Origin of the sequence: Aeromonas sp. A04 (assembly GCF_047780465.1) — a bacterium.
In the GTDB taxonomy this organism is placed as follows: Bacteria; Pseudomonadota; Gammaproteobacteria; order Enterobacterales; family Aeromonadaceae; genus Aeromonas; species Aeromonas bestiarum.
In genome coordinates this window covers 309,782-334,175 of sequence record NZ_JBLNHP010000002.1, presented here as the reverse complement: position 1 = coordinate 334,175, position 24,394 = coordinate 309,782, and the positions used below count along the sequence as shown (strand labels likewise).

The window sequence follows — 24,394 nt, the reverse complement described above, 5'->3', positions numbered from 1 at the left end:
TCCTCAGGGGCGGGAGAGAACACATGAGTGATATCCTGATCGTCGATGACATGGCGTCCAACCGCTACATATTGCGCTGCCTGCTGGAAGAGGCGGGTTATCAGGTGCGCGAGGCGACCGACGGCCAGCAGGCGCTGGATGCCGCTACCCGGTTTCCTCCCGCACTGGTGTTGATGGACATCAACATGCCGGTGATGGATGGCTATGAAGCGTGCCGCCGCATCAAGCAGTTGCCGGGCCAGTGGTGCCTGCCCGTCCTCTTCATCAGTGCCAACAACGAGATCAGCGCCCTCGAGCAGGCCTTTCAGGCCGGCGGCTGCGACTATGTCTCCAAGCCGTTTCACCAGCTAGAGGTGCTGGCCCGGGTACAAAACCAGCTGCGCCTCAAGGATCTGAGCCGCCAGCAGGCCAAGGTGCAGCTCTACCAGAGCCTGTTCCAGCTCACGGCCGGGATTGCCCACGAGATCAACACCCCGGTCGGCATCGGCATCACCGCCTCCAGCCTGATCCACGGCGCGGGCGATCTGCTGGCGAACGCGGTGCAAAACGGCATGCTGGGCCAGCGCCTGCTGCACCAGCAGCTCACCGACATCAAGGAGGGCACAGAGTTGGTGGAATCCAGCCTGCGCCGGGTCGCCCTGCTGATCACCCGCTTCAAGGAGCTGACCCGGGATCAGCACGAGCCGCCGGCCCTCCCCTTCCCGGTGCAAAAAAGCCTGCGCAAGCTGCTGCAAGCCTTCTCGCCCGAGTTTCTCATCGCCAGAGTCAACGCGGATGTCGGGGGCGAAGAGGTGACCCTGACCGCCCCCGAGCCGCTGTTTCTCGATCTGGTGCAGGAGCTCATCAAGAACAGCATGGATCACGCCTTCAAGGGGCCGGGGCAACACAGCTTCGGCCTGAACATAGCGCAAAGCGGCAACGAGCTGCTGCTGACCTACAGAGATTCGGGCCCCGGCATGACGGCCGAGCAGTTGCCCCGCCTGTTCGAGCCCTTCTTCACTACCCAGCGCGGCAACACCAACCACTGCGGCCTGAGCGCCTGCCGCATCCACAACCTGGTGGAGAACAACCTGCACGGCCAGCTGACCGTCACCAGCCCGCCCGGCCAGGGGCTGACATACCAGATCCGGCTCCCCCTGCAGCCCCCCCTGTAAAGAGGCTGGCGTTGACGAGTGCTATGACAAGCAGACAATAAAAAGGGACGCCTCGGCGTCCCTTCTCTTTCATCGTTGAATCGCGGTCAGCCTCAGTCGGGCTTGCCCGCCTTGGGCTCGTCGAGCTGGTGCTTCACCTCTTCATACCAGAGGTCGTGGTGCTCCTTGGCCCAGGTCTCGTCCACCTCGCCGCTGATCATCCCCTCCAGCGCCCCTTCCAGCTGGAACAGGCCCATGTAGATATGGAAGATGAAGCCGCAGATGAGGATGAGCGCCCCGACTATGTGGATGAAGCTGGCCCACTCCATCTGACGGCGCAGCTGGCCAAAGATGGGGAAGTCCAGAAACAGCCCGGTCGCCACCACTATGCCGCCAAACCAGATCAGCAGCCAGAAAATGGCCTTCTCGCCGCCGTTGGAGAAGCCCGCCGAGGGGTGGCTGCCCTTGTGGGGCCCCAGCATGCCGCCCGCCTTCATGAACCAGCGCACATCCACCATGTTGACTATGTTGTGGCGAAACCACTTGATGAGCACGCCCAGCAGGCAGAGGAAGAAGAGCGGCCCCACGTAGTTGTGGAACTCCTTGGCGAACCAGATCCAGTTCTCCCACACCCCCATGCTCACCACCGGCTTGATGAAGTGCTTGCCGTAGATGATGGCCAGCCCTGAGCCAGAGAGGGTCAGGAACATGCCCGCCGTGGTCCAGTGCAGCGCCCGATCCAGCCGGCTCCAGCGCTTGAGCTTGCGCCCGGTGCGTGGCTTGGAGAGCCGGGTCGGCCCCACAGCCCAGTACATCAGGCCGCACATGGCCAGGGAGCCGAAGATGGCGATGGCACCGAGCGGCGACACCCACTTGGTCTTCACCTCGAACCAGAGCTGGCCCGGCACCGAGATCAGCACCCCGTGCTCCGGCGAGCGGGAGGTGGTGTAACCCTCCTGCCCGTCCTTCACCGCCCGCCAGTAGTCGGCGCCGGCAAAGCCGACCGCCTCCTTCTCGGCATCGGCGAAGCTGGCGGTGCTCACCAGCAGCAGGGCGGCAAACAGGGCCATTAGCCAGGTTTTCATGCCGCCCCTCCCTTGCCCGCCTTGCTGGCGTCATGGAACAGCTCTTCACCGCTGCCCCAGCCCGCGTCCTTGGCGCCGCGATAGGCGACCCGCTCGCGGAAGATGTCGGAGATCACCTGCGCGTCACCGGCCAGCAGCGCCTTGGTGGAGCAGAGCTCGGCACACATGGGCAGCTTGCCCTCGGCGATGCGGTTGGCACCGTACTTCTGGCGCTCCGCCTCGCTGTGATCCTCTTCCGGGCCACCGGCGCAGAAGGTGCACTTGTCCATCTTGCCGCGGTCGCCGAAGGCGGCAGTTTTCGGGAACTGGGGCGCCCCGAACGGGCAGGCGAACAGGCAGTAGCCGCAGCCGATGCAGAGATCCTTGTTGTGCAGCACTATGCCGTCGTCTGTGTGATAGAAGCAGTCCGCCGGACAGACCGCCATGCAGGGGGCGTCGGTGCAGTGCATGCAGGCGACCGAGATGGAGGTCTCCCCCGGCAGGCCGTCATTGAGGGTCACCACCCGGCGCCGCTGTATGCCCCACTCCAGGGCGTCGTCGTTCTCGTTCTTGCACGCCGTCACACAGCCGTTGCACTCGATGCAGCGCTTGGTGTCACACATGAATTTCATTCTGGCCATGAGATCAGGCTCCTACTTTGCGAAAGCGGCACAGGGTGACCTTGGTCTCCTGCATCTGGGTGACAGGGTCATAACCATAGGTGGTGACTATGTTGACCGATTCCCCCAGCACATAAGGGTCAGACCCTTCCGGGTATTTGGATCGCAGATCCTGGCCCTCGAAGTGGCCGCCGAAGTGGAACGGCATAAAGGCCAGCCCCGCCTTGACCCTTGGGGTCACCAGCGCCTTGACCAGCACCCGGCCCCCTTCCGGCCCCTCGACCCACACATCCTGACCGTCGCGCACGCCGACGTCGTTGGCATCCGCCGGGTTCATCTCGACGAACATCTCCTGCTGCAGCTCGGCCAGCCAGGGGTTGGAGCGGGTCTCATCGCCGCCCCCCTCGTACTCCACCAGACGACCGGAGGTGAGTATGATCGGGAACTCCTTGCTGACGTCCTTCTCCTGAATGGAGGCGTACTGGGTCGGCAGGCGCCAGAGGCTCTTGGAGTCAGACCAGGTAGCGTAGTCGGCCAAGAGATCCCGACGCGGGGTGTAGAGCGGCTCGCGGTGCTTGGGCACCTGGTCCGGGAAGGTCCACACCACGCAGCGCGCCTTGGCGTTGCCATAGGGCACGAAGCCGTGCTTGATGGCCACCCGCTGGATGCCGCCGGATAGATCTGTCTTCCAGTTCTTGCCCTCGGCCTCTTTCTTCTCGGCTTCGGTCAGCTCATCCCACCAGCCGAGCTGTTTCATCAGATCGGCGGTGATCTCGGGATAGCCATCCTCCACCTCGCTCCCCTTGGGCCAGGAGTCTTCGGCGAGCAGTGACACCCCCTGATACTCGATGCCGAAACGGGCGCGGAAACCGCCGCCCCCCTCGGAGACCGGAATGCTGGTGTCGTAGAGGATGTGGCTGCCTGGGTGTTTCATCTCCGGGGTGCCCCAGCAGGGCCAGGGCAGACCATAGATCTCGCCGCTCACCGGGCCGCCCTCGGCCTTGAGGTTGGTCTTGTGGAAGGTGTGCCAGTTCTGCTGGTGCGCCTTGAGCCGCTCCGGGCTCTGGCCTGTGTAGCCCACGCTCCACATGCCGCGGTTGTACTCGCGGGTGATGTCTTCCAAGAGCGGCTCGTTGTTCTCCACCTTGATGTGCTTGAACAGCTCATCGACGAAGCCCAGCTTCTTGCTCAGCAGATACATGATCTCGTGATCCACCTTGGATTCGAACAGGGGCTCGACCACCTTGTCGCGCCACTGCATGGAGCGGTTGGTGGCGGTGACGGAGCCATAGGTCTCGAACTGGGTGGTGGCCGGCAGCAGGTAGACGCCGTCGGTGCGATCGTTCATGACGGCGGCGACCGTGGGGTACGGGTCGACAATCACCATCATGTCGAGCTTTTGCATCGCCTTCTTCATTTCCGGGCCGCGGGTCTGGGAGTTGACCGCATGACCCCAGTAGAACATGGCGCGGATGTTGGAGCCCTGCTCGATGAGATCGGCGTTCTCCAGCACACCATCCACCCAGCGGGAGACAGGAATGCCGTTGTTGTTCATCGGCAGTTTGCCGTTATAGGCCTTGTTGTCGAAGCGAGCCTTGATCCACTCGTAATCCACATCCCACACCCGGGCCCAATGTTTCCAGGAGCCCTCTTCCAGCCCGTAGTAGCCAGGCAGAGAGTCGGAGGTGACGCCAAAGTCGGTGGCACCCTGCACGTTGTCGTGACCGCGGAAGATGTTGGTGCCCGCCCCGCTCTTGCCCACGTTGCCGAGGGCCAGTTCGAGGATGCAGTAGGCACGGGTATTGTTGTTGCCCGTGGTGTGCTGGGTGCCACCCATACACCAGACCACGCAGCCGGGACGGTTGTCGGCCAGCAGCTTGGCGGCGCCATGGACCTGCTGTTCGTTGAGGCCGGTCACCCGCTCCACTTCGGCCGGGGTCCAGCGCGCCACCTCTTTTTGCACCTCGTCCATGCCGTAGACACGGGTGCGGATGAACTCCTTGTCTTCCCAGCCGTTCTTGAAGATGTGCCAGAGCATGCCCCAGATAAAGGCGACGTCTGTGCCCGGGCGCAGGGAGAGGTACATGTCCGCCTTGGCGGCGGTGCGGGTGCGGCGCGGGTCGACCACCAGGATCTTGCAGCCGTTGCGCTCTTTCGCCAGCAGTATGTGCTGCATGGCGACCGGGTGGGCCTCCGCCGGGTTGGAGCCGATAAACATGATCGACTTGCTGTTGTGCATGTCGTTCAGGCTGTTGGTCATGGCGCCATAGCCCCAGGTGTTGGCTACACCGGCGACCGTGGTGGAGTGGCAGATGCGCGCCTGGTGATCCACGTTGTTGGTGCCCCACAGGGACGCCATCTTGCGAAACAGGTAGGCCTGCTCGTTGGAGTGCTTGGCGGAGCCGAGCCAGTAGACGCTGTCGGGGCCGGACTCCTTGCGAAGGCGCAGCACCTCGTTGCCCACCTCTTCGATGGCCTGCTCCCAGCTCAGACGCTGCCACTTGCCGCCCACCAGCTTCATCGGGTACTTGAGGCGACGCTCGCCGTGGCCGTGCTCACGCAGGGCCGCCCCCTTGGCGCAGTGACCGCCGAGGTTGAAGGGGTGATCAAACGCCGGCTCCTGACCGGTCCAGACGCCGTTTTGCACCTCGGCATAGACGCCGCAACCCACAGAGCAGTGGGAGCAGATGGTGCGCTTCACCTCGACCGGCACGTCGGCCGCCACGGTTTTGGCCTCTGCCCGCTGCATCATGGCGGGGGCCAGCCAACCGGCGGCAACGGCGCCGCCGGCCACCAGACTTGAGTTGACCATAAAGGCGCGGCGGGTCAGCCCCTGGCCGCGAGCGGCCGCATTGCCTTGCTCGCTCGCGTTGACCGGCTCGGCTCGTTTTGTCAGTTTCATAAGCTCTCCTTCACTGAGCCGGCTCAGTCGGTGCCGCGCAGGGTGCGATAAAAGTCGTGAACATGGGGTGTCTCCCGATAGCCCTTGTCAGGCTGGGTGTCGTGGGTCAGCGCCTCCTTGCTCACCACCCGGCCGGTGGCACCGGCCAGCGCGCCTATGGTGGCGACCACGCCCACCCCCTTGATCAGATTGCGTCGGGACGGGTCTTTCAGCTTTTCATCGCTCATCTTTCTGTGACCTCTGTTTTTGTTATGGCCAGCCGCACTGTGCCGGCTTCGCTATGAGTGAGTGGGTGCCGCGTCATGGCAGCGTCACCACAGGGGTACCAAAGGGCAGGCGCAGATCCTGCTCCAGTTTGAAAAAGTCTTCGGCAAGCGCCCCAACCGCCCGGTAGAAGCTGCCCCCCTTCGCCTGTTGCTGATCGCGGCAGCAGGCGAGCACCCAGGGGGCCAGATGGCGTTCATAGAAGCGGTTGCGCTCGGGGTGCTGCTCGGCAATCAATACCGCCATCACCTCGCACAGGGCGGCCAGGTGATCCTCGGGTTCGCACACCCCGCTCTGGCGCTCGAAACCCAGAGACTGGAGGTCTGCGCGCAGCACCGCCAGCGGCAGCTCCATCAGAGAGCCGGTGAGATACCAGGAGGCAAACGGCACTATTTCGCCGCGCCCCAGGCCGATAAAGAGATCCTGATACTCCTCGGCGAGTTCGCTTTCGCGGTGGCTGCTGGCGGCCAGTTGCACCAGCCCCAGCCCTCTGGCAAAGGGGCCCGGCATGGCCTGCAAGCCTTGCAGCCAGGCGAGCTGATCGCCACCAGGGGCGGCGCGCCACAGGCTCGCCAGCAGGGCATACATGTCGGCGCTGCTCTGTTCCAGATCTGTCATGGTCAGTTCGCCTGCATTCAGTGCGGTATGGCTATTCGGTTGTTCACTCATCACAGGCCCCTCATATCTTGAGCTGGGCGGCAGGATCCGCCGCCAGCGCCGTAAACACATCCTTGACCCGGCAATCCTCACACATCAGCAACCGCGCGGCGGCTTCATTCTGGAAGTGGGAGTGACCGGCCAGCTTTTGCTGGATGCGACGAATGAGGGAGGCTGGCGCAAACGGCTTGCCGCAGCGTATGCAGCAGGCGGCCTCCTCGGCTTTGAGGCTCTGCACGGCGCGGCGCGCCTCGGGCACAGGCTGCAGGCGGGGTGCAAGGACTATGGCCTGCTCGGGGCAGGCTTTTTCGCACATGCCGCACTGGATGCAGTCCTGCTCGATAAAGTTGAGGCCGGGCGTGTGGCCCACCGCATGCAGAGCGCGGCTTGGGCAGACCGCCACGCAGCCCATGCAGAGGGTGCAATCCGATTCCTTGAGCACCACGGCGCCAAAGGGGGCGCCATGGGGCACTGCCAGCGGCTCGTGGCTGCCCCCGTTGGCCTGCCAGAGGGCATCGAAGGCGGCAAACAGGGTCTCCCGCTTCTCCCCTTTGAGCGGTTTGTCGAACAACGCAGTGCCAGGGTGTTCACTGGCACGCTCCATGGCGCTCAGGGAGTGGATCGCCACCCGGTCCACCGGTAAACCGGCCCCCACCAGCAGTACGGCGGCGCTGGCCAGCTCCCGCTCCAGCAGGGCCCGCACGCTGGCGGGGGCATCCTCGTCAAGCACTATGCGCACCGCGCTGGCACCATAGGCGAGCGCCGCCAACCAGCTCTCAACCCCCAGGCTGGCGCTCTCTTCCACCCAGACCGGCAACCAGTGGGTTGGCAGGGCGGGCAGGCTGGCCTCAAGCCGTGCCCGCTCGCTCTCCCCGGCGATCAGCAGCACAGGGTGGGCGCCGCCCGCCACCCGATAGCGTTTGAGCAAGCGGAACAGGTAGTCGCCGCTGGTGCTGGCATCGGGCTGGTGATAGGCAATCGCCCCGGTCGGACAGGCGGAGGCGCAACTGCCGAAGCCCTGACAGAGATGGGGATCGATCTGGATGCGACCATTGACGGGCTTGAGCGCATCGGTCGGGCAGACATCGAGACAGCGGCTGCAACCTGGCACGCCGCGGGCGGTGAAGGCGCAGGCCTCGGCATCGAGGCGAAAATAACGCGGCTTGTCGAAGATGCCGGTCAGCGCACAGAGCTCGGCAAGCCGTGCGGCCAGCCCTTCGTCATCAACCAGATGCAAATAGCCGATCGGTGGGCGCTCCAGCGCAAACAGCGGCGTGCGGCCCAGATCGGCCACCAGATCGAAGCGAGGCTCCCCTGGCAGTTCACTGACAGCTGCCGCAGCCTGCTGCGGGAAACCCTGTTGTGGAAAACCCTGTTGTGGAAAACAAAGCCTCGCCAGATCAACCCTCTCCCCCTGCCCGTTCAGGCCGGTTAGCTGGTACTGACCGAGATACCCCTTGAGGCTCGGCTCGCGCAGGGTCAGGGCAGCGAGGGATGTGGTGGCGTCGAAGATGGCTTCGAGATCTGCCGCCTCGGCATTGTGGACGGATTCTGTGACCAGCAGGGTCGGCATCACGCCTTGGGGCAGCAGGCTGGCGGCACGGCGAATGCGATCTTCCGGGCCGACCAGCAACAAGCGGCCCTGGCTCTGATAGGAGACAGTGGCCGGGATCAGGTTGTCGGTCTTGACCGTGTGGCGCAAGGCGTCGGCGCGGGCTCGCTCATTGCGCCCCGCCACTCCCCCATCGGGGGTCAGGTTTGAGTAATGTTGTTCGATGCTCACATGCACTCCTGTGCGGTCCACCTCATGGGATGGATCGCTTGTTGGTCTTGTGGAGGAGCAAGAGCCGAGCCAACTCCCCCGGAAAAATAGTGACTGGCAGGGAGTCAGGATCCCAGACGCTCCATTCCCCCACCCTTGGTTGGGACATTTTGTCCATCCTCATCAACCAAAATGTCCCGCTCCTTGGTGTGGGCTTGTGGATCCGGGGCCGGCAAGGTGGCGAGCGGTTCACTCCGCTGGGAGGCGGGAGAAGAAAAAGAGGGGGCAGCGGCTGGCTGGTCGGCAATGGCCTGCTCGGGTGATGCCTGATCTGATGGCGACAGTGCGCTGCCGGACTCGGCCTCGGGCGCCGTCACCGCCTCCACCAGCCAGTTGCGCAGCCCGGCGGTCAGGGCCGCCGGCAACAGCTCGGGCTGGCTGAAATCCTGGGTGTAGTCATCCAGCCCGTCCGGCTTGTGAGTACGAAACATGGCTCTCAGTGTCTCTTTGTCAGGCAGTGCAGATTTGCCCGGCCGGGTTGGTCTGGCCGGCTGCGAAGCGGCGTCACCGATAGCCGGTTTTCCCTCCGACACCTCATACAGGAGACCCTCGGCAGCCTCGGGTTCACCACTCCCCTTGTCAGTGCTGACTGCGCGGCTATCCTGCTCTGTATCTGATATTTTGCCTTCGTCATTGCCTTCGATGGGGATAGCAACAACCTCGGGGTCGGCCTGCTCCCGTGGCTGCAATGCCTGATGCTTTCGAGCCGACCAGCGCTTGAGAAACTCACTCATGGGAGCCAACTCCCGAACGCTCGCGGCCATCGGGGCCTGTGGCCTTGACGGCGCCACAATTGGCTTGATCACTGGCGTCTCTTGATGTCTCAACTCTCGTATCGACCCCCAGCTGATCCTGCGCCCGCCCCTTGCCCTTCTTGCCCTTGCGACGGGCCTCCAGCAGCTCGCCGTGACGGCCGATAAAGGCCTCCACCCAGGCTTGCAGCGCTTCGGGCAGCGGGCAGGAGAGCACCTGCCGCTCGCCATCCATATAGGCGGCGGCCACTGTCTGGCTCAAGGTGAGGCCATCGGCCACAAAGCCATTGTCCACACGGCTTCCGGTGACAAAGAGGCGGGGCGAGCCGGAGCTCAGATTGAAGCGATAATCCCCCCGCTCATCGCGAAACAGGGTAAGAGGCAAGGCACCTGCTGCCTCAGGTTCGGCGGGGTGGAGCGCCGCTATCTCGAAACGGTGGCTCTGCCAGCGGCCAACCTGGCTGTCGATGGCCTTTAACTCCAGCTGCAGCCAGCGCTGCGGGGAGAGAATATTGGTTGTGTCTTGCACTTGTCGCGGCTCCCATCAGAAGGTCTCTGCCGGGCCGCCCTCCTCTATGATTAGCCCCGGTCGGGGCTGGTCACTGCGGGTAAATCGAGGCGGCCACGGCCATCAATGGGATAAGACATAGCAAGAGTGGGGCCAAGGCGGGTGTGGTGGTTGATGGGGGGTTTGATGCGGGTTAGGGCGTAGTGCTGGAGGTAGGTTGGCGCTGAGCGCAGCGAAGCCCAACATGCAAAGAAAAAACAATTCCCCCCAATCCAGCTTGGTGTTGGCAATAACCGAGTGACCAGATGATTGCCTATATCAACAAGATCACGCGGTAAACGTTGGGCTTCACTTCGTTCAGCACCAACCTACGATTTAGCCCAATATACAAGATATCCAAATTGCTACGATGTTTTACTAATTTTGCTCTTCCCATCGACAGCATTAATATAAATTTCACCTCGAGTTTGAGCCGCCTTTATTTTCTTATCTAGCATTTCAGAAAAAGTCTGAAATCCCTCTAGAACCATAATTAGATCACCACCGTCAACAAAAATAGTTTTTATTGCTTTACCATGTACGAGAGAATCGACTACGTTTTCACTAAAACCATTAACAGAGATAAAAACACCTCGTCCATACAGTTTCCCTTCAATCTTACTAGCAAATTGATATACTGGCTCATTTGCTGATGCCTTATCTTGCCATTTTGCCTCGACTAAGTAGTGCTCCCCTTCGAATTTAATAGCACCATCTATTTGTTCACCATTTACTCGATATGGTTCTGTTATTTCCAAATTTGATAGCTTACCAAGTTCTTGAAGCACATTTTCCAACTCATACCCTCGACGTGAAGGCGAGCAACTACCTTGGAGCAGTCCAATATATTGCTCTTTAAGAGCATAGAGAGTTTGCTTTGGCGTTTGTAATGCTGCAGATTTAGCTGCTCGAACTTTTCGATCCTCTTGGATTTTATGATCCCGAATCTCTTGAAGCTGCTTAAGATGTGTAATTGCTCGTTCAGCATCTGCACGATTAAGCTTTTTCAGATTATCGAAATAATACGGGTCAAAAGAAGACCACCCAATCAAAGACTGTAACATCGAACGAAAAGGACCAAGCCCACCATCAGGCTTTGTCGTAAGGTGATTAAATATAGAATCAACAATTTTATATCTTTGTAATTCCTTATGATCACCTAACGCTTTAATGTCCGCTCTTGTACATCCATTATCAGAAAAAAACTGAACAATATCATCTTTTGGCCAAAGTAATTTAAGGATGCAATCGCGCATCCCGACTTTTATATCTGAAGGAAAACTCATTAATACCCTCTCATATGGCCAGTATACTCATAGCTCACCTATCACCATTAACAAGTCAGAGGAAAGCTTACTAATTGCCATCATATTCATACTCTTACAGTAATTTGTCCAGTCATGTTTATTAACAAAAACGCCGTACCATACCTCTTTGCAAAACACTCGTCTTTCCCTACTAGATAGACTGGAACAAAACTTGCTATATCCCTCCTCTTAGATCCCGGCAACCGGTCGCGAGGGGCCCATGACACCGACCTTTATCAAAAGCAATGCTGCCGCCCAGCTCACTATGGCCGTCGAGGTGATGGATGAACAGGGCACGATGCAAACCCGCCAAATCGCCTGCGAGCGCCCACTGACGGTCTACCTCAACTGGAAGGAGATAGTGACCCTGATGACGCTGGGTGCCCGCCCCGAGGCGCTGGTGCTGGGTTATCTCAAAAATCAGGGCTTTATCGAGGATATTTCGGCCATAGAGTCAGTGATCGTCGACTGGGAGAGCGAGGCCGCCGCCGTGGTGAGCAGCCAGCAGGCCGCCGATCTCGACCAGGCGCTGGAGAAGAAGACGGTCACCTCCGGCTGCGGTCAGGGCACCATGTATGGCAGCGTGATGAAGAAGCTGGAAGGGGTGATGCTGGCGGCGCCAGAGCTTAAACAGAGCACCCTCTACGCCCTGCTCAAGGCGCTGTCGGCCCATAACGAAACCTACAAGATGGCGGGTGCCGTGCATGGCTGCGCCATCTGTCGCGGTAGCGAAATCCTCTCCTTTGTCGAGGATGTGGGACGCCACAATGCGGTGGATACCCTGGCCGGCGAGCTCTGGATGACCGGCGAGAGCGGCAGCGACAAGATCTTCTACACCACGGGCCGGCTCACCTCGGAGATGGTGATCAAGGTGGCGCAGATGGGCATTCCTGTGCTGCTGTCGCGCTCAGGAGTTACCCAGATGGGGCTGGATCTCGCCCGCCAGCTCGGCATCACCATGATTGCCCGCGCCAAGGGGCGCCACTTCGAGGTCTTTACCGGCCGGCAGCATCTTGAGCTGGACGAGAGGCCGCCTGTGCTGGCGCCAAGCCCGGCCGGTCGCGGGATGCGGGATTAAGCCATGAACGAGTTTATGAACGTGAAGCAGGTGGCCGAGTATCTCGATCTCAACGAGAAGAAGGTCTACCAGCTCGCCAACGAGGCGCGCATTCCCGCCACCAAGGCGACCGGCAAGTGGCTGTTTCCGCGCTCCCTGCTCGATCGCTGGCTGCTCGGCAGCTGCCACGAGGGGGTGATGAACGACCGGCTGCTGCTGGCGGGATCCGACGACGTGCTGCTGCACTACGCCAGCAGCCGTTTGGCCCAGCAGCTTGGCACCCAGGCGCTGGTGGGCTACACCCCCTGCGGCACTCGCCAGGGGCTGGCGATGCTGGCACGCGGCCATGTGGATCTGTGCGCCATTCACTGGGGTCAGGCCGAAGAGGCCCACCTGCGCCACCCGGCGCTGGTGCAGCAGTATCAGGGCCACCGCCAATGGGTGATAGTGCATGGCTTTCGGCGGGTACAGGGGCTGGTGCTGCGCCAGGGCTTGCAGCCGCAGGAGGCAAAACAGGCGCTCGACTGGCGCTGGGCCATGCGCCAGGAGGGGGCCGGCAGCCAGCGCGCCCTGCAGGAGTGGCTGCAAACCCAGGGGGAGTCGCTGACCAGGCTGGAGAGCACTGTGCAGGTCAACAGCGAGCGGGAGCTGGCCGCCGCCATCAGCCGGGGCGATGCCGATGTCGGGCCCGGCGCCCAGAGCACGGCCACCGAGTTTGGCCTCGGCTTTATGCCTCTGTCGCAGGAGTGCTTCGATCTGGTGATGCCGCAGGGGGTCTTCTTTCGCACCCTGTTGCAACAGCTGATCGGCTGGCTGCAATCCCCCGAGGGGCGCGAGCTGGCCGCCCGCCTCGGCGGCTATGACCTGACCCAGAGCGGCAAGCTGGTGTGGAGCCCGCAGTAGCGAAAGCGGCCAGCCCTCTCTTTGTGCCGACAGCCCTGACCAGCACGGGCCTGCCACCCTGGCAGGCCCGTCTGTTTTATTGCCATCCGCTCTGATAAATGGGCAGGCGCTTACCCAGGCCGTGACTCACCCGCTGCCGAGTCAGGCTCATGCCCCGCCGAGCCAGATCCGCGCCCCTCGGCCCCGAGCGCAATGCGCCACCCCTCCAGCTGGGCGGGCTCGCCGCCGCTGGGCAGCAGGGCATGGCTGCGCAGCCTGATGGTAAAGCAGCTCCCCTGCCCGGGAGTGGAGTCCACCACCAGCTCCCCGCCCCAGCGGCTGATGATGCGATGGCTCAGGGCCAGCCCCAGACCTGTGCCTGTGGCACGGGTGGTGAAGAAGGGGTCGAAGATCTTGTCCATGATGGCGGCATCTATGCCGCTGCCGTTGTCGATGACCCGCACCTCGGCCCCTTGCAGCCCACCCGCCTCCTCGAACCAGTCGCGGCTCTCGACCCGGATCTCCCCCTGCTCTCCCAGCGCGTGGCTGGCGTTGACCAGCAGGTTTATCAGCACCTGCAACAGCTGCTGGCGATCCGCCTCTATGGGCTGCTGGGCCTGCAAGTCGGCCACCAGGTTCACCTGCTGCTGGCGCAGGGCGGAGCGGACCAGAGTCAGGCTCTCTTCGATGATGGGGGTGAGGTGCTGCCACACCGGCGCCGTCTCGTAGTCGCCAGGGCGGGAGTATTGGAGCAGGCTGCGGGTGATGGCGCGAATGCGCTCTATCTGGGCCAGCACCAGCGCCAGCTCCTCGCTGACCGGGGCGGCCGCCTCTCCCAACTCCAGCTTCATCAGCTCCACATTGCCGAGGATCACCGCCAGCGGGTTGTTGATCTCGTGGGCCACCCCGGCGCACAGCTCGCCGAGGGCCGCCAGCTTCTCGCTGATGAGCAGCTGCTGGCGCGCCTGGGTCAGCATATGGATATGGTGTTCCAGCTCGGCAGTCTTCTGCTCCAGACTGCCCGTGCGCTCGGCCACCTTCTGCTCCAGCTCGTCGGCGCTGCGGGCCAGCTGCTGCTGGTGCGCCGCCTGCCGATCCAGCATGGCGTCAAACTGGCGCCCCAGCTGGGCCAGCTCGTGGTCGGGGTCGAGCGGCAGCGCCCCCACCCTGGCCGACTGGTCATGCTGCACCTGACGCACCACGCCGTGCATCCGCTCTATGGGGGTGAAGAGATCCCGGGCGCCGCGATAGACCAGCAGGCCCGATAGCAGCAGGAGCAGCACCACGCCTGAGCCCAGCTCCAGCAGGTTGGTGAGGTAGGTGCGAATGAAGGGCCACTCCAGAAAGCCGACGTAGAGCATGCCGATGCGCTCGCCGTGCGCCCCGAGCAGGGGCTCGTAGCCGGAGACATACCAGGCGTCGTGGACGAAGGCGCGGTCGACCCACAGTTCCCCCCGATCCAGCACCTGCTCGCGCACCGGTGCCGAGACCCGGGTCCCCACCGCCCGCCCCAGCTGGCGACTGCTGCTGGCGGGCACGTTGGTGCTCACCCTCAGATCGCCGAGAAACAAGGTGACAGTGCCTATGCTCCCATCCGGCAGGGTATTCTTGGCAAACACCTGCCCCTTGAGCTCGTCCACCAGCCGGGTACTGCCGTTGATGAGCTCGCCCCCCTCCAGCACGGCCCAGAGGGAGCCGTCTCTGGCCATGACGGGCGTCAGGGAGAGGCTGACGAGCCCCCGGGTCTCCTGGCCAGGGGCGGCCGTGTGCTCCCTGTCCAGCACGGCGCGGCTGGCAAGGGCGGGCGAGAGGGTCAGCAACTGCTCCCGCGACCAGACCACGAAGTGGCTGACGCTGCGCCCGGCGGCGAGGGCCGTGCGCTCCCTGGCCGTCAGCAGTTCCAGTTCGGCGCCACTGCGCAGGCGCAGAAAGTCGAGATCGTAGTTGGCCGCCAGCGGCATCACCCAGGCCGGCAGCGCTTCGGGCGTCTGGCGCAGCCGCAGCTGGAAGGCCCAGGCATCGCGCAGGTGCTCCAGATGTTCGGCCTGACGCTGCTGCTGCACATTGACCGCATGGTGGGCCACCCCCAGGTCACCGCGCACATTGGTGAGCAGGTTCTGCCAGCTGTAGGTGAGGGTCCAGTAAAGCGTCAGCCCTATCATGCCCACCAGGGTCAGCATGATGGGCACCGAGGTGAGCAGCAGCAGGCGCCAGCGTACCTTGGTCTTGAGCCAGCGCGGCAGCAGGGTCATAGCGGCGCCGTCCGGTTGCGGGTTGTCATTCGATGGCCCACTCCTTGAACTTGCGCTCCAGGGTCTTGCGCGCCACCCCCAGCACCCGGGAGGCGGCGGATTTGTTGCCATCATGGCTCGCCACCACCTGCAGGATATGGGCCTTCTCCACCTCGGCCAGCGGCCACGCCAGCGGATAGCCCTCCTCGCTCGCCCCCTGTTCTGCCGCCTTGCTGCTCTGCCAGTAGTCGGCGGGGGGCTTGCCCAGCAGCAGGCAGCGCTCGATCAGGTTGCGCAGCTCGCGCACGTTGCCGGGCCAGGGATAGGCCTGCATGGCCACCACGTCCTCGTGAGTCCAGCTAAGCGAGCCCATCCCCATCTCGGCGGTGAGCTGGCGGGTGAAGTGGTGCACCAGGGCCGGGATGTCGTCGACGCGATCGCGCAGGGGCGCCACCGGCAGCGCCACCACGTTGAGGCGATAGAAGAGATCTTCCCGAAAGCGGCCCGCCTCCACCTCGGTTTTGAGGTTGCGGTTGGTGGCGGCGACGATGCGCACATCCACCGACAATTCACGTTCGGCACCGACCGGCCGAATGGCTTTTTGCTCCAGCACCCGCAGCAGGGACGATTGCATGGCGAGCGGCATCTCGCCTATCTCGTCCAGAAAGAGGGTGCCCTGGTGGGCGACCCGGAACAGGCCGTCACGCCCCTTGCGGGCGCCGGTGAAGGCCCCCTGCACGTGGCCGAACAGCTCGCTTTCGAGCAGCTCGGGGGCGATGGAGGCGCAGTTGAGTGGCACGAAGGCCCCCATGCGGCCGGAAAGCTGGTGCAGGGCGCGGGCCACCAGCTCCTTGCCGGTGCCGGACTCCCCCTCCACCAGCACGGCGGCGTTGGAGGGGGCCACTCTGGCGATGAGCGTCTTGAGCTCGCGGGTCTTGGCGCTGTCGCCTATCAGGGTGGGCGGGAACAGCTTGCTCACCTCCCGGCGCAGCAGCAGGTTCTCCCGCTCCATCTGGCGGCGCTCTATCACCCGGTCCACCGCCTGCACCATCTGATCCAGATTGAAGGGTTTGAGGATGAAGTCGCTGGCGCCGAGCCGCAACGCCTTGAGGGCTGTCTCCATGTCGCCGAAGCCGGTCATGAAGATGATGTCGCTGCGCCGGGTGGCGGGGTCTATGGCCTCGTGCCACTCGATGCCGGAGCGCCCCGGCAGCCGGATGTCGGCGATGATGAGATCGAAATGCAGACGGCAGCGCAGGGCTTCCGCCTCCTCCACGCTGGCGGCCGTCTCTATCTGGGCGAAGCGCCTGGCCAGCGCCTTGGCCAGAAAGCTGCGCATGCCGGGCTCGTCATCGACGATGAGCAGAGAGAGGGCGGACCAACGGCTGGCGGGTGCAGTCATGAAAAAAGTACCTCAGATTCGACAAGGTTCCGGGATTGTCCCACCGACCTTATAAACTGTGGGACATTTTGTCGCTAACCGGCCCCCAGTGCCAACCCCCTTTATTAAAAGCGACGGGGCCATCACGCAATTAACGCCGTTAACCGACTGTTTTAGCATTGAAAACCATGCTGCTGGCAGCATGCGGCCAGCTTGGCACCCTGCTTGCTTATTCCTGCCCTCTCCCCATCACCCGGATACGATGAACATCATGATCACAGGAACCGTGCGCCAACGTCTCGCCCTTGCCCTCTCCACCGCCCTGCTGCTGAGCCTCCCCTTGCTGAGCACAGCCAGCCACGCCGAGAGCGCCAAGGCGCCCATTCGCCTCGCCACCACCACCAGCACGGAGCAGTCCGGCCTGCTGGGCTGGCTGCTGCCCCAGTTCACCAAGGAGACGGGTTATCCGGTGCAGGTGATGGCGGCCGGTACCGGCCAGAGCCTGAAGATGGGCGAAAATGGCGACGCGGATCTGGTGATGACCCACGCTCCGTCTGCCGAAAAAGCCTTTGTTGACGCGGGCTTTGGCATAGAGCCGGTGCACCTGATGTACAACGACTTCGTCATCGTCGGCCCGGCGAAAGACCCTGCGGGTCTGGGAAAGCTGCACGACGCAGCCAGGGCGCTGCAGGCCATCAAGGATAAGAAGCAGACCTTCATCTCCCGCGGCGACGAGTCCGGCACCCACATCAAGGAGAAGACCCTGTGGCAGGCGGCCGACGTCAAACCCGAGTTTGCCGGCTACAAGTCCATCGGCCAGGGCATGGGCCCGACCCTGACCATGGCCTCCGAGCTTGGCGCCTATACCCTGACCGACCGCGGCACCTGGCTGGCCTATCAGAGCAAGCTGGATCTCGCCGTGCTGCTGGAGGGCGACAAGCGCTTGTTCAACCCCTATCAGGTGATCCTGGTCAACCCCAAGCGCTACCCGGATCTCAATACCGAAGGGGCCCGCACCCTGAAGAACTGGCTGGTCTCCGAGCACGGCCAGACGCTTATCGGTGACTTCAAGGTGGCAGGCCAGGCGCTGTTTGTGGCCGATGCCAACGGGAAATAATGCAGCCCTTGTTCCATACGATTACATGGATGGCTCTCGCCCCGCACGATAGGGGAAGCGTCTGATGCCGACCCTGATCGAAACGACGCTGGCCGCCCTCGCCCTACCCCATGAGGAGAGACGCCTGATGCCGACCCTGCTGGGTATGACCGCATTGACGGCCCTCGCCCTGCCCCATGAGGCAAGCGTCTAATGCCGACTCTGCTGGATACAACGCTGGCGGCGCTTGCCTTGCTGTTCGGGGGCGACACAGATCTGTGGCAGGTGGTGGGGGTCTCCTTCTCCGTCTCCTGCCTGGCACTGGCGCTGGTGCTGGTGCCGGCGCTGCTGCTCGGCTTTGCGCTCGCCTATCTGCCGATCCCGGCACGCTGGCTCTGGCTCTCCTGCATCAACACCCTGCAGTCGGTGCCGACCGTAGTGATTGGCCTCTTGCTCTACATGCTGCTGTCGCGGGCCGGCCCCTTCGGCGACTGGAAGATGCTGTTCACCCAGCAGGCCATGGTGGTGGGACAGATGTTGATCGCCTTCCCCGTCATCGCCACCATGGCCCACGCCGCCTTTATCCAGAGCGACAGACGCGCCTGGGAGACGGCGCTCACCCTGGGGCTCTCCTGGCCGAGGGCGCTGCTCGGGCTGATGCGCGAGTGCCGTTTCGGCCTCTTGGCGGCGGTGATCGGCGCCTTCAGCCGCATCGTCACCGAGGTGGGCTGCTCCATGATGGTGGGGGGCAATATCCTGCACTTCACCCGCAACATCCCCACCGCCATCGCGCTGGAAACCCAGAAGGGCGCCTTTGCCCAGGGGGTGGCGCTCGGCATAGTGCTGCTGAGCCTGGCCCTGCTGCTCAACCTGCTGCTGACTGCGTGCCGCGGTCACAGTTATTTGAAAAACTGACCATGGCGCCGCGCACTGTTATCCCTGACCGGATGCTGCTGACCCCATCTCTGTCGTGGTCACAGCGAGTTGAAGAACCGACCATGCCCCCACTGTTTATCAACTGGAGTACCCCATGGCCCTGACCGCCCACCAGCTGATGATGCGCTTTGGCGAGCGCAACCTGTTCCAGATAGAGCGGCTCTCCATCGCGGCGGGCGACGCCATCTGGCTGCGCGGGGCGAACGGGGTGGGCAAGACCACGCTGCTCAAGATACTGGCCGGCCTGCTGACGCCGACCCTGGGCCACACCAACCTGGCCCGGGGCTGGCGCGCCAGGCTCGAGCAGTGGATCACACGGGATCCCGGCCCGGGCCGGGTCACCTACCTGCACCAGACCCCCTATCTGTTCGATCGCAGCGTGCACGACAACGTGGCCTGGGCCCTCGGTCATCAGGCCGCCGACGAGGTACGGGTGTTCGAGGCGCTGCGCCGGGTCGAGCTGGAGGGGCTGGCGCGGGAGCACATCAGCATTCTGTCCGGCGGCGAGCGCCAGCGTCTGGCCATGGCCCGCGCCTGGGCGCTGCAGCCCGCCTTCTTGCTGATGGATGAACCCACCGCCAATCTGGATGCACATTCGGTTGCCCTGATGGCCGCCTTGGCGCAAGATCTGCGGGAACAAGGCAGCGGCCTGGTCATCATCAGCCACCAGAGCAACGATCTGACCGACCTGTGCGAGCGGCAATGGACCCTAGCCCGGGGCCGGCTGCACGAACCCACCCCTTTGAAAATCATCGAGCGACATGACCTCAAACAGCGAACCCAGAACTGATGCCTTCCCCGTCTCTGCCGTGATCCTGGCCGGTGGCCGCGCCACCCGCATGGGGGGCGAAGACAAGGGCTGGGTCCAGCTTGCGGGCCGCCCGCTCATCGACCACGTGCTTGACCGGCTAAGGCCCCAGGTCGACGAGATCCTGATCAACGCCAACCGCAGTCAGGCCCGCTATCAGGCGCTGGCTCCTGTCATCAGCGACGACAACCCGGACTATCTGGGTCCGCTGGCGGGCATGCAGGCCGGCCTTGCCGCCGCGCGCCACGACTGGGTGCTGTTCGTCCCCTGCGACGGCCCCGCCCTGCCCCGCGATCTGATGAGCCGCTTTCGCGCCGCCCTCACCCCGGATACCGAGCTGGTGGTGGCCCACGACGGCGACTGGCTGCAACCCGTGGTCGCCCTGCTGCACAAGTCCCTGCTGCCGTCGCTCACCCGAGCCCTGGCCGAAGGGGAGCGCAAGATAGATATCTGGTTTGCCCGCCACCGGATGGCGGTGGTGAGCTTTGCCGACCAGCCGGATGCCTTCATCAATCTCAACAGTCCGGCCGAGCTGGCCGCCTACGAGGCGCGCCTGCTGAACTCGTCTACCGACCCCCAACAAGGAGCCACCCCATGACCCCGGCCCCCACCCTGCCCCTGCTCGGCTTTGCTGCCTGGAGCGGTACCGGCAAGACCACGCTGCTGGAGCAGCTCATCCCCATGCTGGTGAGTCGTGGCCTGCGCCTCGGGGTGCTCAAGCACGCCCACCACGACTTCGACATAGACCAGCCGGGCAAGGACAGCCATCGCCTGCGCAAGGCCGGTGCCAGCCAGATGATGGTCGCCTCCCGTCGCCGCCATGCACGAATGATTGAAACCGAGCTGGCCGAGGCCGATTTTCGCGAGCTGCTGGCCAGCTTCGATCAAACCAGCCTCGACCTGCTGCTGGTGGAGGGGTTCAAGCACGAACACTTCCCCAAGATAGAGCTGCACCGCGCCGCGCTAGGCAAGCCGCTGCTGTTCCCGATTGATCGCGACATCATAGCCCTGGCAAGCGATCAGCCCCAGGAGACAGCCCTGCCCCGGCTCGATATCAATGATCTGGACGCCATCGCCGACTTCGTCTGCGCCTACCTGACGCAGAGCCGGCAGCAGGAGCAGGCGCCGGGGGCCGGCTTCTTGTCGGTCGAAGGTGCGCGCCAGGCCATCCTTGACGCACTCGAGCCCGCCACCCGCAGCACGGACACGCCGCTGGCCCGCAGCCACGGCGCAGTGCTGGCGAGGGATCTCGTCAGCCCCATCAATGTGCCCCCCCACGCCAACTCGGCGATGGACGGGATTGGCCTGCGCGGCGACGACCTCGCCGCCGATCGCTGGCAACTGGTGGGTCAGGTGTTGGCGGGCCAGCAGCGCCACGAGCCGGTACTGGCGGGTCAGGCTGTGCAGATCATGACCGGCGCCCCACTGCCCCCCGGCGTCGATACTGTGGTGATGCGCGAAGAGACTCAAGTTGACGGCGACTGGGTCACCCTCAGCGCCCCCATCAAGGCGGGGCAGAACGTGCGGCTGGCCGGGGAAGATCTCGCCAAGGGCGCGGTCGCCATCCCGGCCGGGACTCGCCTCGGCGCCCCCCAGCTGGGACTGGCAGCATCGCTCGGTCAAGCCACTCTCAGCGTGCGTACCCCGCTCAAGGTGGCGCTGTTCAGCACAGGTGACGAGGTGCAGGCGCCGGGCGAGGCGCTGGCTCCGGGCCATATCTTCGACAGCAACCGCTTCACCCTGATGGCGCTCATCGCCGCCGCCGGCTGCGAGGTGATGGACTTGGGCATCATCCCAGATGATCCCGCCATACTGCGCCGACAGCTGGCACAGGCCGCGGCCGACGCCGATCTGGTGCTGAGCTCGGGCGGCGTCTCGGTGGGCAATGCCGACTTCATCAAGCAGGTGCTGGCCGAGCTTGGCCAGATAGCCTTCTGGCGCATCCAGATGCGGCCGGGCCGACCGCTGGCGTTTGGCAAACTGGGGCAGACCCCCTTCTTCGGCCTGCCGGGCAATCCGGTGGCGGCCATGGTCTGCTTCCTGCAATTTGTCGAGCCCGCCATCGCCCGCCTGCAGGGCCGGCTCTGGCAGCCGCTGCGCCTGTCGGCACAGGCCGAGCAGAAGATGCAGAGCCGCCCTGGCCGCACCGAGTTTCTGCGCGGCGTCTTCCATCAGGATGCCAGCGGCGTGCTGCGGGTGCGCACTACCGGGCCGCAGGGCTCAGGCATTCTCAGCTCCATGGCCGAGGCCAACTGCCTGATTGAAATTGTCCCCGCCCAGCCGGCCATCGCGGTCGGCGAGCGGGTCTGGATCCACCCACTCCAGGGACGAGTGGCCTGATACATAGCGATCACCCCGCCGGGCGTGGCGGGGTGTTTGCGCCCATGACCCGAGGCTTGTCCCTTGCGCCTGAATACCCCGCTCTCCCGGCTCGATCTGCTGATCTATGGCCGCTATCGCATCGTCCACGGCCTGCGCATCGCGCTCGCCTTCATGCTCACCTTTCTGCTGACCCGCGAACTCAAACTGCCTGAAAGCACCTGGCCGCTGATCACGCTAGTGGTGGTGATGGGCCCCATCTCGTTCTGGGGCAATGTGTTGTCACGGGCCCTGCAACGTGTGGTCGGCACCATCTTCGGCGCCGGTTGCGGTGTGGTGGCCCTCTATCTGGAGCTCTACTCCCTGCCGCTGACCCTGGTGTGGTGCGGCTGCATCATGTTCCTGTGCGGCTATCTGGCGCTCGGCAAGCGCCCCTACGTGGGGCTGCTCATCGGCATCACCCTGGGCGTCACCATGGGAGCCATGCCGGGGGACATAGAGACGGCGCTGTGGCGCAGTGCCGACGTGATCCTGGGCTCCCTGCTGGCGCTGCTGTTTTGCAGCATCTACCCCCAGCGCGCCTACAGCCACTGGCGGTTGCAGATGCACGACACCCTGCTGCAGGCGCACCGGCTCTACCATACCCACCTCTCCCCCAACATTCTGGAGCGACCCAGGCTGGCGCAAAGCCACTCTCGTCTGCTCTCCAAGATGGTCAGCCTGCGCCCCCTGCTGACCCCGGCGGTCAAGGAGACTCGCCTTGGCAGCGCCCTGTTCGAGGCCATCCAGACCACGATGCGCAACACCCTCTGCACCCTGGAGATGCTGGCCAACACCTACTGGAGCGATCGCCAGAGCCACTTTCTGATGCAGAGCACACCCGAGCTGCGTGCCTGCCAGCAGGCGACCGAAGCCTTGATGATCGAGCTGGCACTCATGCTCAAGAGCGGCGACTTGAAGGGATCGGAGCAAGCCATCACCCAGTTGCAGGAAGCGGCGACCCGGGTGCGGCTCGATGCCAGGGGCGAGGCCGCCATCAGCGGCTATCTCTGGTTGAGTCTGCAGCTCACCGAACAGCTCACCCACCTGCGCCGCCTGCTGGGGCTGGTGATGTACCCGCCCCGCAGCCAGAGCCACACATAGCAAAACGCCCCGCAATGCGGGGCGTTGTCATATCGCGCTGACCACTCAAGCCATGTACGCAACCCGCGTTAACTGGCATCCGCCAGCGGCTGCTCGGCTGTGAGGTAGATGGAGAAATCCTTGATCCCCGCCTCCAGCGCGGCAAAACAGTCGGGGTCTATGGCGGATCCCAGCTGCTCGGCCATCATCTCCAGCGCCTGGGGCACGGGAATGGCACCACGATAGGGACGCTTGGCGGTGATGGCATCGAAGATGTCGGCCGTGGTGATGATGCGGGTCTCAAGGGCAATCTCCTCTGCCTTGAGTCCCTTGGGATAGCCTTTGCCGTCGAGCCGCTCATGATGGGCCCCCGCCACCTGGGCCAGCTCCTTGAAGGCACCGATCCGGCTCAGGATCTCCTCGGTATAGGCGGCATGCATCTGCACCGCCGCCCACTCATCGGCATTCAGCTTGTCCGGTTTGTCGAGGATTGCGTTGCTCACCCCAAGCTTGCCCACGTCGTGCAGCAGGGCACCCCGCTTGAGCCAGCGCCGCCGTGGCTCCGGGATCCCCATCTGGGTGGCGAGGATATCGGTATAGAGTGCCACCCGGCCGCTGTGACCGGCTGTGTAGGGGCTCTTGGAGTCGACCACCTGACCGAAGGCGGCGGCGATCTCGTCCAGATAATCTTCATCGAGCGCCACTTCCCCCTGCCCGGCCGGATGGATAAATACCCACTCAGCCAGCTGGGGATCCGCCAGCCCTTGCCAGAAATACTCATCGGCCATGGCTTCAAACTGCCTGACCAGCTCGGGGTCGAACCAGCTGCCACTGCGCCCGCGCAGCTCCTTGAGCACGGCCTGCGGGCCTACGGCGGCATGAAACACATCCACCACCTGACAGAGCAGGGCGATGCGGGAGAAGATCGGGATCGCCTCGCCAGCCAGCTGCAACGGCCGCCCCTTGCCATTCCAGTGCTCGTCGAGAGAGAGGATGCCGCCGGCGACCTCATCGCTGAAGCGCAGCTGGCGAGCGATATCGGCGCCACGATGGCAGCGGGTCTGGATCAGCTCGTTGGCAATCTGATCGCCGTTGCGAAAGATGTGAAACAGGCTGCGAAAGCGCCCCAGCAGATCGGCCTGCAGGCCGGTGTGGCCCAGCACGAAGTTGACCACCTCGGAGAGGGAGCCATCCACCAGCTTGAAATCGCGTTTGAAGTGCAGATCGTCGGTGAGATAGAGCTCGCAGATGCGGGCCGCATTGCTGCTGCAACCGAGATCCTTGAGCAGCAGGGTGTAATAGAGGTCGTGGCGCTGCCCGGCATCCAGGCCAAGCTGCTCCCCCAGCCGGGAACCAATCCAGCAACAACGGATGCAGTGCCCTCTGGGCTGCCCCTCAGTCATGTCGAGGGCATGACTGAGGGAACCGATCAGTTCCGATAATCGCAGACCGCTGAAGGTCATAAGCTACTCCCTGGCCACAATGGCAATGTTG

The 24,394-nt window shown here is 63.6% G+C and carries 21 protein-coding genes and 1 pseudogene; 10 read left to right on the top strand and 12 right to left on the bottom strand.

Annotated features, from left to right (window positions below):
- Positions 1-23 precede the first annotated feature (23 nt).
- Positions 24-1,154 (top strand): hybrid sensor histidine kinase/response regulator, encoded by a 1,131-nt coding sequence (locus tag ACM3N8_RS09320; RefSeq protein ID WP_098983161.1) that lies wholly within the window; start codon positions 24-26, stop codon positions 1,152-1,154.
- Positions 1,155-1,246: 92 nt separating this feature from the next.
- On the opposite strand, the gene ACM3N8_RS09315 is transcribed toward ACM3N8_RS09320, so the two are convergent.
- The 9 genes and pseudogenes from ACM3N8_RS09315 to ACM3N8_RS09275 form a co-directional block, all read right to left on the bottom strand.
- Positions 1,247-2,218: a formate dehydrogenase subunit gamma gene (locus ACM3N8_RS09315; RefSeq protein WP_241325116.1), complete on the bottom strand. Its 972-nt coding sequence runs from the start codon at positions 2,216-2,218 to the stop codon at positions 1,247-1,249.
- Entirely contained in the window at positions 2,215-2,838 is a 624-nt protein-coding gene (gene fdh3B / locus ACM3N8_RS09310) for a formate dehydrogenase FDH3 subunit beta (RefSeq protein WP_043556381.1), read from the bottom strand. Before fdh3B ends, ACM3N8_RS09315 begins: the two co-directional genes overlap by 4 nt.
- Before the next feature lie 4 nt (positions 2,839-2,842).
- Positions 2,843-5,719, bottom strand: a complete 2,877-nt coding sequence (locus ACM3N8_RS09305; protein WP_290017705.1) for a formate dehydrogenase subunit alpha — start codon at positions 5,717-5,719, stop codon at positions 2,843-2,845.
- Positions 5,720-5,742: 23 nt separating this feature from the next.
- Entirely contained in the window at positions 5,743-5,946 is a 204-nt protein-coding gene (locus ACM3N8_RS09300) for a transcriptional initiation protein Tat (RefSeq protein WP_290017706.1), read from the bottom strand.
- 73 nt (positions 5,947-6,019) lie between these two features.
- Complete coding sequence (locus ACM3N8_RS09295; RefSeq protein WP_290017707.1) at positions 6,020-6,652, bottom strand: molecular chaperone; 633 nt, start codon at positions 6,650-6,652, stop codon at positions 6,020-6,022.
- Between the two features lie 10 nt (positions 6,653-6,662).
- Positions 6,663-8,423, bottom strand: a complete 1,761-nt coding sequence (locus ACM3N8_RS09290; RefSeq protein WP_416016010.1) for a 4Fe-4S dicluster domain-containing protein — start codon at positions 8,421-8,423, stop codon at positions 6,663-6,665.
- A gap of 104 nt (positions 8,424-8,527) precedes the next feature.
- Positions 8,528-9,196, bottom strand: coding sequence for a DUF3306 domain-containing protein (locus ACM3N8_RS09285; RefSeq protein ID WP_241278442.1), 669 nt, complete (start codon positions 9,194-9,196; stop codon positions 8,528-8,530).
- Positions 9,189-9,759 (bottom strand): annotated as a pseudogene (locus ACM3N8_RS09280) (DUF3305 domain-containing protein). Before ACM3N8_RS09280 ends, ACM3N8_RS09285 begins: the two are co-directional and overlap by 8 nt.
- A gap of 367 nt (positions 9,760-10,126) precedes the next feature.
- Positions 10,127-11,047: a restriction endonuclease gene (locus ACM3N8_RS09275; RefSeq protein WP_290017710.1), complete on the bottom strand. Its 921-nt coding sequence runs from the start codon at positions 11,045-11,047 to the stop codon at positions 10,127-10,129.
- Positions 11,048-11,288: 241 nt separating this feature from the next.
- On the opposite strand from ACM3N8_RS09275, the gene ACM3N8_RS09270 reads away from it, so the two are divergent.
- Both ACM3N8_RS09270 and ACM3N8_RS09265 read left to right on the top strand, forming a co-directional pair.
- A complete protein-coding gene (locus ACM3N8_RS09270) occupies positions 11,289-12,146 on the top strand; it encodes a formate dehydrogenase accessory sulfurtransferase FdhD (RefSeq protein ID WP_290017711.1) in 858 nt (285 codons plus the stop codon).
- A 15-nt stretch (positions 12,147-12,161) separates the two neighbouring features.
- Positions 12,162-13,028 carry a helix-turn-helix transcriptional regulator gene (locus tag ACM3N8_RS09265; RefSeq protein ID WP_103471061.1) on the top strand — a complete coding sequence of 289 codons (867 nt, stop codon included), beginning with the start codon at positions 12,162-12,164 and terminating at the stop codon, positions 13,026-13,028.
- 110 nt (positions 13,029-13,138) lie between these two features.
- Here ACM3N8_RS09265 and ACM3N8_RS09260 read toward each other — a convergent pair whose 3' ends face one another.
- Both ACM3N8_RS09260 and ACM3N8_RS09255 read right to left on the bottom strand, forming a co-directional pair.
- Positions 13,139-15,259, bottom strand: coding sequence for a cache domain-containing protein (locus tag ACM3N8_RS09260; RefSeq protein WP_290017712.1), 2,121 nt, complete (start codon positions 15,257-15,259; stop codon positions 13,139-13,141).
- A gap of 25 nt (positions 15,260-15,284) precedes the next feature.
- Complete coding sequence (locus tag ACM3N8_RS09255) at positions 15,285-16,640, bottom strand: sigma-54-dependent transcriptional regulator (RefSeq protein WP_241278445.1); 1,356 nt, start codon at positions 16,638-16,640, stop codon at positions 15,285-15,287.
- A gap of 250 nt (positions 16,641-16,890) precedes the next feature.
- Between ACM3N8_RS09255 and ACM3N8_RS09250 the strand changes: the two genes are divergently transcribed.
- From ACM3N8_RS09250 to ACM3N8_RS09220, 7 genes are all read left to right on the top strand, one after another.
- Complete coding sequence (locus ACM3N8_RS09250; protein ID WP_290017714.1) at positions 16,891-17,736, top strand: substrate-binding domain-containing protein; 846 nt, start codon at positions 16,891-16,893, stop codon at positions 17,734-17,736.
- A gap of 64 nt (positions 17,737-17,800) precedes the next feature.
- The gene (locus tag ACM3N8_RS09245; RefSeq protein ID WP_290017715.1) at positions 17,801-17,929 is read left to right on the top strand and encodes a hypothetical protein; all 129 of its coding nucleotides are present in this window, start codon (positions 17,801-17,803) and stop codon (positions 17,927-17,929) included.
- Positions 17,929-18,630, top strand: coding sequence for an ABC transporter permease (locus ACM3N8_RS09240; RefSeq protein ID WP_043137869.1), 702 nt, complete (start codon positions 17,929-17,931; stop codon positions 18,628-18,630). Before ACM3N8_RS09245 ends, ACM3N8_RS09240 begins: the two co-directional genes overlap by 1 nt.
- A gap of 115 nt (positions 18,631-18,745) precedes the next feature.
- Positions 18,746-19,441, top strand: a complete 696-nt coding sequence (locus ACM3N8_RS09235; protein WP_098983132.1) for an energy-coupling factor ABC transporter ATP-binding protein — start codon at positions 18,746-18,748, stop codon at positions 19,439-19,441.
- Positions 19,413-20,057 (top strand): molybdenum cofactor guanylyltransferase MobA, encoded by a 645-nt coding sequence (gene mobA, locus ACM3N8_RS09230; protein ID WP_043556365.1) that lies wholly within the window; start codon positions 19,413-19,415, stop codon positions 20,055-20,057. The genes ACM3N8_RS09235 and mobA overlap by 29 nt, the downstream gene beginning before the upstream one ends.
- On the top strand, positions 20,054-21,799 hold the full coding sequence (locus ACM3N8_RS09225; RefSeq protein WP_290017716.1) for a bifunctional molybdopterin-guanine dinucleotide biosynthesis adaptor protein MobB/molybdopterin molybdotransferase MoeA: 1,746 nt from the start codon (positions 20,054-20,056) through the stop codon (positions 21,797-21,799). Before mobA ends, ACM3N8_RS09225 begins: the two co-directional genes overlap by 4 nt.
- A gap of 63 nt (positions 21,800-21,862) precedes the next feature.
- The gene (locus ACM3N8_RS09220) at positions 21,863-22,921 is read left to right on the top strand and encodes an FUSC family protein (RefSeq protein ID WP_290017717.1); all 1,059 of its coding nucleotides are present in this window, start codon (positions 21,863-21,865) and stop codon (positions 22,919-22,921) included.
- A 68-nt stretch (positions 22,922-22,989) separates the two neighbouring features.
- Here ACM3N8_RS09220 and ACM3N8_RS09215 read toward each other — a convergent pair whose 3' ends face one another.
- The gene (locus ACM3N8_RS09215; RefSeq protein ID WP_290017718.1) at positions 22,990-24,363 is read right to left on the bottom strand and encodes an HD-GYP domain-containing protein; all 1,374 of its coding nucleotides are present in this window, start codon (positions 24,361-24,363) and stop codon (positions 22,990-22,992) included.
- Between the last annotated feature and the right edge of the window lie 31 nt (positions 24,364-24,394).

Excerpts from the sequence above, each read along its gene's own strand:
- ACM3N8_RS09225 (WP_290017716.1), top strand. The coding sequence starts at position 20,054 with ATGACCCCGGCCCCCACCCTGCCCCTGCTCGGCTTTGCTGCCTGGAGC.
- ACM3N8_RS09245 (WP_290017715.1), top strand. The coding sequence starts at position 17,801 with ATGCCGACCCTGATCGAAACGACGCTGGCCGCCCTCGCCCTACCCCAT.
- ACM3N8_RS09250 (WP_290017714.1), top strand. The coding sequence starts at position 16,891 with ATGATCACAGGAACCGTGCGCCAACGTCTCGCCCTTGCCCTCTCCACC.
- ACM3N8_RS09300 (WP_290017706.1), bottom strand. The coding sequence starts at position 5,946 with ATGAGCGATGAAAAGCTGAAAGACCCGTCCCGACGCAATCTGATCAAG.
- ACM3N8_RS09260 (WP_290017712.1), bottom strand. The coding sequence starts at position 15,259 with ATGACCCTGCTGCCGCGCTGGCTCAAGACCAAGGTACGCTGGCGCCTG.
- mobA (WP_043556365.1), top strand. The coding sequence starts at position 19,413 with ATGACCTCAAACAGCGAACCCAGAACTGATGCCTTCCCCGTCTCTGCC.
- ACM3N8_RS09315 (WP_241325116.1), bottom strand. The coding sequence starts at position 2,218 with ATGAAAACCTGGCTAATGGCCCTGTTTGCCGCCCTGCTGCTGGTGAGC.
- ACM3N8_RS09235 (WP_098983132.1), top strand. The coding sequence starts at position 18,746 with ATGGCCCTGACCGCCCACCAGCTGATGATGCGCTTTGGCGAGCGCAAC.
- ACM3N8_RS09285 (WP_241278442.1), bottom strand. The coding sequence starts at position 9,196 with ATGAGTGAGTTTCTCAAGCGCTGGTCGGCTCGAAAGCATCAGGCATTG.
- ACM3N8_RS09255 (WP_241278445.1), bottom strand. The coding sequence starts at position 16,640 with ATGACTGCACCCGCCAGCCGTTGGTCCGCCCTCTCTCTGCTCATCGTC.
- ACM3N8_RS09215 (WP_290017718.1), bottom strand. The coding sequence starts at position 24,363 with ATGACCTTCAGCGGTCTGCGATTATCGGAACTGATCGGTTCCCTCAGT.
- ACM3N8_RS09240 (WP_043137869.1), top strand. The coding sequence starts at position 17,929 with ATGCCGACTCTGCTGGATACAACGCTGGCGGCGCTTGCCTTGCTGTTC.
- ACM3N8_RS09265 (WP_103471061.1), top strand. The coding sequence starts at position 12,162 with ATGAACGTGAAGCAGGTGGCCGAGTATCTCGATCTCAACGAGAAGAAG.
- ACM3N8_RS09270 (WP_290017711.1), top strand. The coding sequence starts at position 11,289 with ATGACACCGACCTTTATCAAAAGCAATGCTGCCGCCCAGCTCACTATG.
- ACM3N8_RS09295 (WP_290017707.1), bottom strand. The coding sequence starts at position 6,652 with ATGAGTGAACAACCGAATAGCCATACCGCACTGAATGCAGGCGAACTG.
- ACM3N8_RS09275 (WP_290017710.1), bottom strand. The coding sequence starts at position 11,047 with ATGAGTTTTCCTTCAGATATAAAAGTCGGGATGCGCGATTGCATCCTT.
- fdh3B (WP_043556381.1), bottom strand. The coding sequence starts at position 2,838 with ATGGCCAGAATGAAATTCATGTGTGACACCAAGCGCTGCATCGAGTGC.
- ACM3N8_RS09320 (WP_098983161.1), top strand. The coding sequence starts at position 24 with ATGAGTGATATCCTGATCGTCGATGACATGGCGTCCAACCGCTACATA.
- ACM3N8_RS09305 (WP_290017705.1), bottom strand. The coding sequence starts at position 5,719 with ATGAAACTGACAAAACGAGCCGAGCCGGTCAACGCGAGCGAGCAAGGC.